This window comes from Parafrankia colletiae, from assembly GCF_001854655.1.
Classification (GTDB): domain Bacteria; phylum Actinomycetota; class Actinomycetes; order Frankiales; family Frankiaceae; genus Parafrankia; species Parafrankia colletiae.
The window spans coordinates 1-13080 of record NZ_MBLM01000133.1; the positions used below are offsets into that span (position 1 = coordinate 1).

Consider the following 13080-nt stretch of genomic DNA (forward strand, 5'->3'; position numbering starts at 1 on the left):
GAGCCCAAGCAGGTCAAACGCAACGGGAAGATCAAAGAGGTGCGGCGGTGGCAGGCCCGCTACTACGACGCCGACGGCAAGGAGCACGCCAAGAACTTCGAACGCAAGACCGACGCCGACAACTGGGAGCGGGCCCAGCGGGCCTCAGTCCGAGCAGGCACACACGTCGACCCCGCGGCCGGGCAGGAGACCTTCGGGAAGTACGTCGCCCGGTGGCTGGCGAACAAGCGGCGGCTGCGGGAAACCACCCGCACCAACTATGAGTCGATCATCGATTCGCGGTACAAGCCGCTCGCCGGCCGTCAGATGCGGGGCATCCGCACCGCTGACATCCAGGAACTCGTCAACCAGTGGATGCGCCTGTCCGGCAAGGCGTCGAAGGAGCCGCTCAACGCATCGACGGTGGTCTACACCTACCGGATCCTCAAGGGGATCTTCCGCAGTGCCGTCGACGACGCGGTCATCGGACGCAATCCCTGCGTCAACGTTGAACTACCCGAAGTGCTGCCGACGCCGCTGCTCCTCCCCACCAACCAGCAGCTGTGGGAGATCCACGACCTGCTCGCCGAGCATTGGCGGGCCCCCGTGCTGCTGATGGCAACCTGCGGCCCGCGGATCGGCGAAGCGCTCGGCCTCTGCGACGACCGGGTTGAGTGGGACGACGACATGGCGAGGATCGACCAGCAGTGGAACGAGCGCCTGGGCCGGCTTGCACCGCTGAAGCGCGGTACGCGGGGGCGGTCCGTGCCTGTCCCCGGCTTCACGATGGACGCGCTGAAGGCCACCAGGAAGGCCCGCAGTACCGGCCCGGACGGGATCCTGTTCTGGTCGGATCGTCTGCCGCACAGGCCGTGGGGGCAGTCCGGGCTTCGCACCGCGCTGGCGAACGCAGGGAACGAGGTTGGGATCCCAGAACTCGACCCGCATGATCTTCGGCATCTGTGTGCGTCGGCGCTGATCCGAGCTGGTGAGGATGTGACGACTGTGGCGTACATCCTTGGGCATGCAACGCCGAACGTCACGCTGCACACGTACGCGCATCTGTGGGAGCGGGATGACAGCCGTGTTCGGGCCCGGTTGGAGGGCGCGTTCAAGCGTCCTAGCTGACAGTAGGCGGGCTTCGTGCGGACTGGGGGGCCATTTCGAGCCTGTGACCTGCGATTTTATCTGTTCAACCAGAACGCGCGGGACCGCACCATCGCCTCGGCGTACTCGGCGCGGCCGCGGGCCTGGGCGCCGGTCTCCACCCCGGTGCACTGGGACGAGCTCCCTGACGTCGAGCCCCGCGATTTCACGGTCCGCTCCGTGCCGGAGCGGTTCGAGCGCCTCGGCGACCTGTGGGCCGGCATCGACGACACCCATCATGATCTCAGTCCGCTGCTGCAGTGGTGGGAGCGGGATGTCGCCGAGCACGGTCTGGCCGACCTGCCCTACCCGCCCGACCATCCGAAGATGGCCGGCGAGCCGCGCCGGGTACAGCCCAGCCGTGCGAAGAAGACCACCTGAAGCCCACCGAACGTCTCGCGAGGCGCCCGTGACTGCCTGGCCGTCGGCTGGTCGCGTACGCTGATCCACATACCCGAGGTCTCGTTCCGGTTGCCGTCGGTCAGGGGGGAGTCGGCGCGGTGTGGATTGTTCTACTGGACCATTCGGCGTCCATGTCGCGGCCGTTCGGCAGCGATTCCGTGCACGCCCGTTTCGGCCGCCGTCGAGGCGACCACACGGGTGCGGGAACGCGGCCATTCCCGAACCTCGGCGGTCTTCGGCACCGGCGTTCCGCGGATGGTCGCACCCCGGCCGGCTCGCGTTCCGGGCCGCGTTCGGGCCCGCGTTCCGGTCCACATCTTTCCGGCGAGCGGAAGAGCGCTGACGACAGCCGGCCCGGAGCCGGCTCTACACAGCACGGAGAGTCCGGGCGCGGCAAACTCGACGTCGCCGTCGAGAGCGTCTCCCACGCGCTTGCCGAACTGCCGCCGGCCATGCCCACCGTCCTGGTCGGCTTCACCGACTCCGCGGACGTCGTCTACGAGGGTCGCGCCGGCGACCGCGCCACCTTCGAACGGACGCTGCGTACCGTCGCCCCGACCGGCGACAGCGGCGGCGCGGACGTCGCCTCCGCCCTGGAGCGCGCCCGGCTGCACCTCGCCGGCCTGCCCGAACAGCCTCCCTTCGCCCGCCTGCTGCTCGTCACCGACGACCTCACCGCCCCCGGCGACCTGCTCCAGGCCGCCTATGACTGCGCCCACTCGGGGATCACGGTCGACGTCGTCGTGCTTGACACGTCCCCGCGCGCCGGCGAGCTCGCCGAGGTGATCGTCGGTGTCACCGGCGGGAGCTGGGAGGCCGCCCCCGGTGAAGGGGATCTCGGCCGGGCGATCTCCGCCGCCGGCCGCCGCGCCGCGCTGCAGTCGCTGGAGGCGGGCACCCGTCCGGTGGAGGTCGAGCCCGTGCCCGCCGAGCCCGTGCCCGCCGAGCCCGAGCCCGAGCGCGCGCCCGCCGAGTCGCCGTCGGCGGCGGCCGTGGCCGTGGCGGCCGACGGCGCCCTGGGCGCTGACGGAGTGGACTCCGCAGGCCTCCACAGCGGGGAGCCCGCGGACGCACCCGCCGGCGAGGCCGTGCGGGCCGAGGCGGAGGAATCCGCGGGCGCGCAGCCGGGAGCGGGCGGGGCGGCAGGCCGGGGGCCCGATGTTCCGGAGGAGGCCACCGCGGCTCCGGGAGGCGAGAACGCGGGCGGGGAGGGCGCGGGCGGGGAGGGCACGGGCGGGGAGGGCACGGGAGGCGAGGAGCCGCCGGGGCGCCGGCGCCCGGCGCCGCGCCGGGTCGACGTCACCTTCCCGGTGTTCACCCTCGTCCCGACGGTCGCGAACGGCAACGTCGAGCGCATCGGGGAGTCGCTGCGCACGATCGTCCCGTTCCTGGAGGATCTCACCGGCCTGCGCTACTACCCGCCGCCGACCTACGTCACCGACGACACGACGGTCACCCATCTGCGCCGCACCTGCGAGCCGGACGCGCGGTTCACCACCGAGGACCACACCGGCGACATTCCCCCCGGCGTGCTCGCCGCCGACGAGGAGGCGGCGGTCGACCGGGTCCGCGCGCTGCTGGTGACGTTCACCGAGCATGTGCTCGACGTCGGTCCCGACACCGACCTGGTCCACGTCCGGCGCGAGGCGCTGGGCGGCTTCGCTGGCAACGTCCGCCGCTACCTGGCGGGACGTCCCACCTCCCTGGACGAGGACAGCGGCGCGGGGCCGTCCTTCCCCGAGCCGCCGATGATCTGGCGCCAGCGGTGCGCGGAGGACTTCCCGAGCTTCGCCGGCCTCTACTGCGAGCTGGTGACCCGCTACACCGACCGGCACATCCGCGCCCACTCCCGCAACCGCATCGACCCCGAGGTGCGCGTACGGCTGGTGGCCGAGCTCGGGCCGCGCGCCGCCGCGGCGATCGAGCGGTCGGTGGGTGGGGTGGTTGCCGACCCGCCGATCGACCAGGACTTCCGCGTCCGCCTCGGCGCCGCGCTCGACGACCTCCGCGCCATGGTCGACGCCCGAGACCCGGTCACCTCCGACTTCCTGCGCTCCGGTGCGAACGTGTTCGGTGTCTTCCGGTACTCCGGCGGCGCGGGGCGCTTCGGGCGGTCCGGCATGCTGGTGCCGACGTCCGCGCCGGCTGTGCTCATGGGGGCGGGGGCGCTCGGCAAGGTGGCCGCGGCGCTGCGCGGTGACGCGGTCCTCGACGAGTCGACCTGGGAACGGGCCGCGGTGTTCTGCGAGCTGGCGCTCGTGCACGAGCACACCCACGCCGCCATCGCGACCGGCCTGGACGAGCACGGTGCCCGCGCGGCCGCCGCCGGGACGTCCGCCTGGGCCGCAGGCACCCGGCTCAACGAGGCGCTGGCTGCCTGGGCGCAGGCGCACTTCTACCGCGACAACCCGCGGATGGCGCAGGAGTGCACCCACTACATCCGGTCCGGAAGCCACCGGACCTGGCCCTACCGAGGCGCCGACATCCTGGAGCGGCTGTACCAGGACGGCGGCATCGAACCGGTCCGGCGGTTCATCCGGCTGCTGCGGGTCACACCCGAGACCGCCCAGGCGGAGTTCGACCTGCTCCCGGCCCGCTGACATCCCGCGAGCGGGCCGGAGCCGCGGCGCTCAGCGCTGCGGGCTCACCCCCCAGGAACCTCCGAACGACGCGCCCGGATCGAGGACGCGCAGCCCGGCGCCGCTGTTGAACGCGTTCGCGGGGCAGGTCAGCGGCTCCACCGCGATGCTGCGCCGCCGCTCGCCGGGCGCGAACGTGTCTCCGGTGAACAGCTGCACGTAGGGCCAGGTCTCGTCCTGCCAGATGGCGAGACCGCCGCCCGCGGATGTCAGCGTGACGGTCGCCCGGCCGGCGTCGTCGCGGGCGAGGTCGGTGAAGCAGGTGTCGAGGACGAGGTCCCCGAGGCGCCGCGGGTCGCGCAGGTCGAACGGGCCGTCGGTGACGTGCTCCGCACCGGTGGGGATGAGGCGGTCGTTGACCACCAGCCGGGTCCTCGCCGGCACCGTCGCGGTGATGTCGTCCGCCTGGACCAGGGCACCGTCCGCCCCGGGCAGCACGAAGTAGGGATGGGCCCCCATGCCGACCGGCGCCGGGGCCGCCCCCAGGTTCGTCGCGGTCACGGTGACGGTCAGCCCGCCGTCGTCCAGCCGGTACAGGGCCGTGAACCCCACGGTGAACGGGTAGCCCGACTGGGCGTGCAGGACGACCTGTGCCCGCGCCGTGGCCTCGTCGAGGCGTTCGAGGTCCCAGGCCAGCCAGCGGGTCAGGCCGTGGCTCGCGTTGCCGAGCGCGACCTCGTTCACGGGCAGCTGGTGCCCGGCCCCGCCGAAGGTGTAGCGGCCCCCGTCCACTCGGTTCGGCCAGGGCAGCAGCAGCTGGCCGCGGCCCCGGGTCGCCATCGCGTCGGCCGGGTAGCCGTCGAGCACGGCGACCCCGTGGGCGCGGTACTCGCGCAGTCCGGCACCCACCTCGGTGATCACCGCGCTGCTCTTGCCATGCACCAGCTCGAGCTGTCGCCCCGACGGCGCGCTCGTCCCCATCGCCTGGCCTCCGTCCTCGTGCCGCGGGATGCGGCCCCGCCCGCCGTCGCGGCGGACCGGTTCATCATCGCCGTCGCGCCGGCCCACCCTGCGCGCGGCCCACCCGGCGCGGCGCCCCCTCCCGCCTCGGGTCGCACCTCCGGCCCCGGGCCGGGGCACCTCCCGCCGCCGGCGGGTGACTCTCGACGGCCGGGCGTCCGATATCGGGGGCCGCGTGGTGGTGGGAAACCCCGAAGCCTCGCTGGCGGTGGGGTTTATCACGGCAGTCGACACCTGCCGGCCGCGTGACGGCCAGGCCGCCGAGGAAATGGATGCCGTCATACGCCGCTACCGCCGTCGACCCTTGGATCCGTCCGCGGGAAAGGCATCTTCGTGGGGTCTGCCATTGCGCTGCGTGGCCACCGAAGGCGGGCCTTCCCAGCTCCAGAATTATGGAGCATACGGACCATTGCGGCTGACCCCACCAACGGCGGAATAGGAGGCAATTTCCCGTTCTAGGGTGTTCGAATGACCGACAGGCCCGAGAAACTCACCGGGGTCGTGGGGCTTCTCGCGCGTTGCTGCGCACGCTATCGCTGGCTTGTCCTGGCGGCGTGGCTGGTGGCGTTCGTGCCCGCGGTCCAGTACATCCGGGAGGGCGGCGCCCGGTACGCCCAGCAGGTCGCCCCGACCGGTTCCGAGGCGGCGCGTGCCATGGACGGCGTCGCCCGCTCGTCGCCGAACGCACAGCTGCCGGACGTCGAGACCATCGTGGTGCGGGCCCGGCTCGGGACGGTCGACGTCGGCCGGGCCCGCGAGCGGATCACCGCTCTGGTCGCCGAGGTGGGCCGGCTGCCTGGCGTCATCCTCGTCGCCGACCCCGCCGGGCCGCTCGGTGCCGCCACCGCCGGCATCGACCCGATCAGCGCCGACCGCAGGACCGCGCTCGTCTCCGTGCTCCTGGACGACGACGCTCTCACCCCGGACCTCGACGACGTCCGCGATGTCCTGGCGGCGGCCCGCGCCTACGACGGGCCGGAGATCCAGGTCGAGATGTCCGGTCCCGGCGTGACCATGATCGAGTCCTCGGATCTCCAGCCCGCCCCGCTGGCCGTCGCCGCGTTCGCCGTGATCGTGCTGCTGGGGGTCACCCTCCGCTCGCGGCTGGCTGTCCTGGTGTGCGTGCTGCCCGCCGCGGTCAGCGCGCTGCTTGCCGTCGCGCTCACCGCCCGGCTCTCGCATGTCACCCAGCTGACCCCGTTCGCCCCGGTCACCGCCGCCGTTCTCGCCTTCGGGACCTGCCTGGGCGGTGCGATCGTCGCCGTGCACCGGGCCCAGTCGGCGCTGTTGAGCGGCAGGAACCGGGCTCAGGCCGCGGCGGTCGCGACCACCCGCTCCGGTGCCGCGGTCGTCGTCGGCGGGTTCGGCTTCTGCCTCGCGATGCTCGCCCTCGCGGCCCTGCGCCCCAGCCCGTTCGGCGGTCTGGCGCTCGCCGCCGCGGGAGGCACGGCCCTGGCCGTGCTCACCCTGCTCACCCTGCTTCCCGCGCTGCTCGCGACGGGCGGCGCCCGGCTGCTCGGCTGGGCCGAACGGCACTACCTGGCCATGGCCGGCGCAGGGCTCGCCCGGCGGCCCGGTCTGCGGTCCTGGTGGGCGGCGCAGGTCGGCCGCTACCCGGCCCTCATCGTCGTCGCGGCCGGCGTCCTGCTCATGACGCTGGGCAACCAGACGTCCGGCCTGCGGATCGGTGGCGGTGACTCGGGTACCGACCCCACCTCGATGACCACCCGGCGCGCCTACGACCTGGCGAGCGAAGGCTTCTTCGCCGGCATCAACGGCCCGATCCTCATCACCGTGGACAGGGGGCAGCCCCGCAACCCCACCGAACGGATCACCGAACCGCGCACCGTCGCCGCGGTGCTCCGCGGTGTACCGGGCGTGCGGACGTCGGAGGTCTCCCTGGACGACCCGACGCGCGGACCGGCGGTCATCCGGGTGCTGCCCGCCGACGGCCCCCGCACCACCCAGACCAGCGACCTGGTCCGACAGTTGCGGGACGAGGTGCTGCCCGCCGCACTGCGTGGCACCGTCACGACCGCCGCGGTCGGCGGCCCGACCGCCATGTTCGACGACGCCGCGGACGAGTTCCGGTCCACCCTGCCGCTGTTCCTCGCCATCGTCCTGCTCACGATCGGGCTGGTGGTGTACGCCGTGGCGGGCTCGCCGGTGCTCGCCGTCGTACTCGGCGCGGCCGGCGTGCTGAGCGTCCTCGCCTCCGCCGGCCTGCTGCGGGTCCTGTTCCAGGACCCCGACCTGGCCCGGCGGCTGGGGGTGATGACCAGCCCCGTCGAGCCGTTCGTCCTCGTCCCGGTCATGATCTCGGTGTTCGGGCTCGGGCCGGCGATGAACCTCATCCTGCTCATGCGGCTGCGCGAGGGCGGCTCCGCGGATCCGCCCGCGAAGACCGGCGCCGGGGCCGGGGGAGCGTTTCGGCGTGCCGCCCGGCTGGTCGCCCGCCGCCGGGACGGGGCCCGGCCCGACCCGATCCGCGACGGCCGCGACGCCGTCCGCCGGGGGCACGCCGACCTCGGCCACGTCGTCCTGACCATGAACTTCGTGATGGTCTTCGTGTTCCTCGCCGTCGTCGCGCAGCCACCCCGCACCCTGAAGATGCTCGGCTTCGGCCTGGCGATCGGCCTGGCGGTGGACGCCGTACTGGTGCGCGCGGCGATCCTGCCCGCCTCCGTCCACCTCGGCCAGCGCTGGCAGGCGGAGCGCACCACCCGCCGCGGGCAGGGCGCGTCGGGGGCCGCGGCCCCTGCCGGCAAGGGAAAGGGGACCGCCGCCGGGGCCGGGGCCGGCGGGTCGGCCGCCTCCGGTGGTTCCGCCGCCTCGGGTGGCTCGGGCGGCGGGCGCGTCGCCGGCGGATCCGGAGCGCCGCTCGTCCGTTGAAACCCCTTCCGGAGATGTCGCCGCGCGATCCGGGAGAAAGCTCGCCCCGTATTGTTCTCCCGGATCGCGTGCATTGTTCCGGGCTGGCAATCTCAGTTCCGGGCTGGCAATCTCACTGGACCTCGTCACGCCGGCCGGCGCCATGGCGCGGACCCAGGCACCGGAGCCTGACGCGACCTGGGATGGCCCCGGGGTGCCGGCCCGTGTCTGGTATGGCCGTGGTAACAAGGGCCTTGTTCGCCCGGTTCTGCTCGCCGACGGTTTCAACATGGGCCCGACCGACTTCGACTGGCTCTGGGAGGGGCTCGACGGCGACCCGGCCCGCGAGCAGTTCCTGAAGGCACTGGAGCGGGTGGGAGGCTGGCCCCGCATCCCGCGCCTGATCGGTGTCGCCAACGGCGTCGGCGACGGCCGCCGCAACGGCATCCCGGCGGGTGTCGAGGCACTGCGCAGCAGCGGCCCCTACTTCACCGGGACCACGCTGTTCACGCAGGCCGGCGGGCGCAACCAGCTCGTCGCCGACCTGCGCGGCGTCCTCGGCGAGCGCAAGGTCACCACCGACAACCTCCCCCAGATCGACGGCGCGCCCGGCGGCACGCTCGACTCCTTCGGCATCCTCGCGGACGCGCTCAACGCCGCCGACGCCAGCCGCTCCGAGCTGGACGAGTTCCTCTGCTCCTCGCGCCCCACCCCGCACACGATGATGACCGAGGAGCTCAGCACCTGGATCCTCGACCGCGTCGCGCACTGACCTGATCTGACCTGATCTGACCGGAACGATGGCCGGGCGCTGGCGGCCGTTGCGCCGCCTGCGCCCGGTCCCGGCCACGAACTCATTGACCGACATGCCGGCACAAGACTGGACGGACGCCCCCGTCGACGGCATCGTTGCCCGCGGTTGCTCCGCGACGATGGCCGTCACGAAGGTGGGTCAGTGCAGAACCGGAGGTCAGAGCAGATCCGGGGGTCAGAGCAGATCCGGGGGTCAGAGCAGATCCGGACCGAGGCACGCCTCGACCTCATCCGAGGCTCCGCCGCCCGCCGGCGCCACGACGCGCGCACCATCGCGGCACTGACCCGTAATCCCGGGTGCAACCGGCGGGCCGTCCTCGACGCCGCCGGGGTGGACAAGGACGGCCTGTCCCGCCACATCGGCTTCGCGGCCCCCTTCGGCCAGTCCCAGTTCGCGATCATTCGCGGCAACGCCTTCGAGGCCCGGGTCAGGAACGACGGCGGCACCGACCTGCTCCGTCTCCTGGCGGACTGTCTGGGGTTCGATCTCGGCCCCGCTGGTTCCCCCGGTGTCACCGTCCTCGACCTCGGCGCGTCCGCCGAGCAGGACGGGGGAGTCCGTCCTGCTGCGGAGAACCTCGCGGACCGGCTGGACCGGACGGTCACCGCGCTGCGCCCGGACCCGCACGGGATCGTTCTCGTCGCCCATCCGCTGCTGGCGCTGCCCGTCGGCGGGCAGGACGTCCACCTGGAACCGGACCTGCTGGTGATCCGCCCCGACGGGCAGTTCCACGTCGTCGAGATCAAGTCGTTCCCGGTCGTCGACGGGCAGGCCGACGGGGAGAAGGTCGCCGCCGCCGCGGTCCAGGCCGCCGTCTACGTGCTGGCACTGCGCCGGATGCTGCGCGCTCGCGAAGTCGTCCCGACCGTGCCGATGATGCCGGTCGTCCCGCCGGCCACCGTCTCCCACGACGTGGTCCTCGTGTGCCCCCGCGACTTCTCCAACGCACCCCTGGCGACCAGGGTCGACGTCCGGCGGCAGTTGCTCGGACTCGAGCACCAGCTCACCCGGCTGGCCACCATCGAGGCCCTGCTCGATGACCTGCCGGCCGACCTGACCTTCGACCTCGCCGCCGGCCCGGACGGTGCGCCGACCCGGCCCGCCACCGAGCTCACCACGGGACTCGACCTGCTCGACGCCCGCTACACACCGGACTGCCTGTCCACCTGCGAGCTCGCGTTCCGCTGCCGGCACGAGGCCGCCGGCCGCACCGCCGCCCTCGGCGCGAGCGTGCGCGAGGACCTCGGCGGCATCGACACCGTCACCGAGGCGCTCGACCTCGCCCACGGCACCCGCGCGCCGGCCGAGGACCAGGCCGAAGCCGCCGAACGCCTGCGGATCACCGCCAGGATGTACGCCGAGGCGCTGGCCGGCGCGTCCCACCCGCCCGGCGGTGCCGACGGGTGAGCGCGATCAGCTCGTACGCCCGCGCGCTCGCCGCCGCCACCGGGACCGCCGCGCCGATCGCAACCGTGCGCCATGTGCACCTGTCCGAGCGTCCGCTCGTCCTCGTCCCGCTGACTCTGGCCGGTGAGGCGAACGCCCCGCTCGCCGCGCTCGTCGGGACCCGCCAGGCCGACCCGACCCTCCTCGTCGTGCCCCAGCCGCGGAACCGTGACCTGCGCTTCGCCTTCGCGGCCGACCTCGCCGAGATCGTCCTGCCGCACGTCCTCGGCTTCGCCGCCGACGCCGAGGAGCTCGCGAACGGGCCGCGGGCCCACGATGCCCCCCAGCTGATCCTGCCCAACCCGGCGGGCCTCGCCTTCCTGCGGCTGTTCGGCCGTTCCACCCGTTTCCGTGCCACCGACGGTGACTACGCCGTCCCGCCGAGCGTTCCCCTGCTCGGGCGGTGGCTCACCTTCTTCGCCGAGCGGGCGGAGATCCCCGGCTCCTCGCTGGCCCGGGCCGTCACCGACCTGCTCTCGCTGCACTGGGCGACCGGACAGAGCGCCCTCGAGGACGCGAACCTCGCCGCCGCCATGGGCTGGATCGACCCGCCTCCCGGCCGGGACGGTCCGACGTCCGCCCGCCTCGCCGAGGACCCGGCGCACAGCCCGCCGGCGGGCCCCACCACCGACCCCGGCTTCGACAACGACATCCTCGCCCCCGCGATCGCCGCCTACGACGCGGTGACCGATCCCGCCGCGCTGCCGACGGTGCTGGCACGTCTGCGGGACGTCCTGCGCGGCCAGCTCCAGCCGACCTGGGACCTGGTCTGGCGTGCCCTGGACCTGCTCCGCCAGCTGCCGCCCGGCGCGTCGGTCGCCGGCCGCTGGGAGACCGACCGCGCCCGCTACACGGGATTCCACACCTACATGGCCGAGGAGGGCCTGCCGCAGGCCCGCCTCGACGGCGCGGTCGCAGCCGCGCGGCGGCTGAACCGCATCGAACAGGCCCAGTCCGCCTACGACGCCGAACGCGCCTTCGACGACCCGCTGGTCATGGCCGACCATCGGGTCACCGGCGAGGCCTTCCAGGGCACCGTTCTCGCCGTCGACCGCGACCGGCGTGTCCCCAACGGCCGGGGCAAGGGCCGGCTCGTCACCCGCCCCCTGCTCACCGTGCGGACGGAGGACCCGGTCCGCCTCACCCTCGGTACCCGCGTCGTCGCCAGCAGCCGGCGGAAGCAGGAATGCCTCATCGTCGCCATCGACACCCCCGGCGGCGACGATGGCCTCACCGGCGCCGGTGCCGGCACCGGCACCGGCGCGGACGGCGGCCGGAGCGCCACGGGCGCGACTCTGATCACTCTGGAGGCGCAGAGCGGAATGGGCCGGTCCGCGGCTCCCGCCCCGGGCTCGGTCCCAGAGGCGGGTGAGACCCTCTGCTACAGCGCGGTCCTCGCGGACGGAGTCCGCTCCGTCGCCATGCCGGACGCCGCGGACACCCCGTGGACGCACGGCGGCCCGCCCGAGCCCTACGAGCCGAACGAACGCGACACCGCAGAGGCCTGGGATTGACGTCCTCCCCGCCCTGAAGGGCGGGGATTCCAACTCCTACACGCCCACGAGGGGAGGTGTGGAATGTTGAGGTTCGCGGTTCCTGGGCTCCGGCAACCCGGTGCCTCCCCGCGCAGTCACGGCCCGTCCAGCCGCGATATTGCATGCCGCGTTGGTGTCGGCGTTGGCCGTGTGCCCGCAGGCGACGCACCGGAATCGCGCTTGGCTCTCGCGCGATGCGGCGGCGACATGCCCGCAGGCCGAGCAACGCTGACTCGTGTAGGCGGCCGGGATCCTCTCGATCCGGCCGGGCGCTTTCTGTTTCAGCCGTTGAACGAGGAGTCCCCACCCGTTGGCGAGGATGCCGCGGTTCAACCCGGCTTTCTGTCGGACGTTCTTCCCAGGCTCGGCGACCGTGCCGTGTGCCGACCGGGTCATACCGCGGATGTTCAGGTCTTCCACCCGGATCAGGTCGTACCGGCGGGCGAGGTCCGTGGACGTCTTCTCGGCCCAGTCCTTGCGCCGGTCGGCTTCCCGGGCCATCACCCGGGCGATCTGCTCCCGGAGCCGGGTGCGCCGGTTGCTGCCCCGCCTGGCCCTGGCCATCCGGCGTTGCATCCGGCGGAGCCGTTCCGCTTCCTTCGGCCGCAGCCCGGGGCAGACCAGCAGCTCCCCCGTCGACAGTGCGGCCGACACCGCCACCCCGCGATCCACCCCGACGATCTTCCCGGTTCCCGGGGCGTCGATCGGCTCGGGTGCGACGGCGAAGGCGATGTGCCAGCGGCCCGCCCGGTCCCGGGTGATCCGATAGGACCTGAAGTCCGGAACCTTCCGCGACACGCGGAACTTCACCCAGCCGACCTTCGGTACCCAGCAGCGGGACCACTTCCGGTTCAGCTTCTCGACCCTGGCGTTTTTCCCTACGATCTGGAAACCCTCGGACTGGCCGCGCTTCCGGTAGGCCGGGCGCCTGTGCGAACCGTTGAAGAAGTTACACATAGCCTGGTCGAAATCCCGCAACGCCTGCTGCTGAACCGTCTGCGACCCAGCCCGCAGCCAGTCGAACTCTGCCCGCGCGGCGGTCAACTGCCGGCAACGTTCCAGACGGTTCGGCGCCCTCCCCCGATAGGGCGTCCACCACGACTGCTGTTCGACGGCAAGATTCCACACAAAACGCGCATGCCCGCAGTGCTCATCGAGCCCGGCAACCTGTTCGGGTGCCGGATCGAGCCGGTAGCGGGACATACTCTGATTCTACCGAAAGGATTTTCGTATGCGTTCCCGTGCGGGGCGCCGTTTCCTCCCCGGCCTGAAGGTCGCGGTATCCATG

At 73.0% G+C, this 13080-nt stretch carries 8 protein-coding genes and 1 pseudogene; 7 read left to right on the plus strand and 2 right to left on the minus strand.

Going from position 1 to position 13080, the window contains the following annotated elements; genetic code table 11:
* The 3 genes and pseudogenes from CC117_RS21905 to CC117_RS21915 all read left to right on the plus strand — a co-directional run.
* On the plus strand, positions 1-1107 hold a 1107-nt coding region (locus tag CC117_RS21905), incomplete at its 5' end, for a tyrosine-type recombinase/integrase (protein WP_071087121.1).
* Between the two features lie 54 nt (positions 1108-1161).
* Positions 1162-1506, plus strand: a pseudogene (gene ligD / locus CC117_RS21910) (non-homologous end-joining DNA ligase LigD); the annotation flags it as partial.
* A gap of 473 nt (positions 1507-1979) precedes the next feature.
* The gene (locus CC117_RS21915; protein WP_131803118.1) at positions 1980-4127 is read left to right on the plus strand and encodes a vWA domain-containing protein; all 2148 of its coding nucleotides are present in this window, start codon (positions 1980-1982) and stop codon (positions 4125-4127) included.
* Between the two features lie 30 nt (positions 4128-4157).
* Here CC117_RS21915 and CC117_RS21920 read toward each other — a convergent pair whose 3' ends face one another.
* Positions 4158-5087 carry an aldose 1-epimerase family protein gene (locus CC117_RS21920; RefSeq protein WP_071087227.1) on the minus strand — a complete coding sequence of 310 codons (930 nt, stop codon included), beginning with the start codon at positions 5085-5087 and terminating at the stop codon, positions 4158-4160.
* Positions 5088-5594: 507 nt separating this feature from the next.
* On the opposite strand from CC117_RS21920, the gene CC117_RS21925 reads away from it, so the two are divergent.
* The 4 genes from CC117_RS21925 to CC117_RS21940 all read left to right on the plus strand — a co-directional run bounded on the left by CC117_RS21925 (position 5595) and on the right by CC117_RS21940 (position 11771).
* Positions 5595-8018, plus strand: a complete 2424-nt coding sequence (locus CC117_RS21925) for an MMPL family transporter (RefSeq protein WP_071087127.1) — start codon at positions 5595-5597, stop codon at positions 8016-8018.
* A gap of 142 nt (positions 8019-8160) precedes the next feature.
* Positions 8161-8769 (plus strand): hypothetical protein, encoded by a 609-nt coding sequence (locus tag CC117_RS21930; protein WP_241830312.1) that lies wholly within the window; start codon positions 8161-8163, stop codon positions 8767-8769.
* Positions 8770-8994: 225 nt separating this feature from the next.
* Complete coding sequence (locus tag CC117_RS21935; RefSeq protein ID WP_084132570.1) at positions 8995-10218, plus strand: hypothetical protein; 1224 nt, start codon at positions 8995-8997, stop codon at positions 10216-10218.
* Positions 10215-11771 carry a hypothetical protein gene (locus tag CC117_RS21940; protein ID WP_071087131.1) on the plus strand — a complete coding sequence of 519 codons (1557 nt, stop codon included), beginning with the start codon at positions 10215-10217 and terminating at the stop codon, positions 11769-11771. The genes CC117_RS21935 and CC117_RS21940 overlap by 4 nt, the downstream gene beginning before the upstream one ends.
* A 36-nt stretch (positions 11772-11807) precedes the next feature.
* Here the strand turns inward: CC117_RS21940 and CC117_RS21945 are convergent, their stop codons facing one another.
* Entirely contained in the window at positions 11808-12995 is a 1188-nt protein-coding gene (locus tag CC117_RS21945) for an RNA-guided endonuclease InsQ/TnpB family protein (RefSeq protein ID WP_071087133.1), read from the minus strand.
* Between the last annotated feature and the right edge of the window lie 85 nt (positions 12996-13080).

Excerpts from the sequence above, each read along its gene's own strand:
- CC117_RS21915 (WP_131803118.1), top strand. The coding sequence starts at position 1,980 with ATGCCCACCGTCCTGGTCGGCTTCACCGACTCCGCGGACGTCGTCTAC.
- CC117_RS21920 (WP_071087227.1), bottom strand. The coding sequence starts at position 5,087 with ATGGGGACGAGCGCGCCGTCGGGGCGACAGCTCGAGCTGGTGCATGGC.
- CC117_RS21925 (WP_071087127.1), top strand. The coding sequence starts at position 5,595 with ATGACCGACAGGCCCGAGAAACTCACCGGGGTCGTGGGGCTTCTCGCG.
- CC117_RS21930 (WP_241830312.1), top strand. The coding sequence starts at position 8,161 with ATGGCGCGGACCCAGGCACCGGAGCCTGACGCGACCTGGGATGGCCCC.
- CC117_RS21945 (WP_071087133.1), bottom strand. The coding sequence starts at position 12,995 with ATGTCCCGCTACCGGCTCGATCCGGCACCCGAACAGGTTGCCGGGCTC.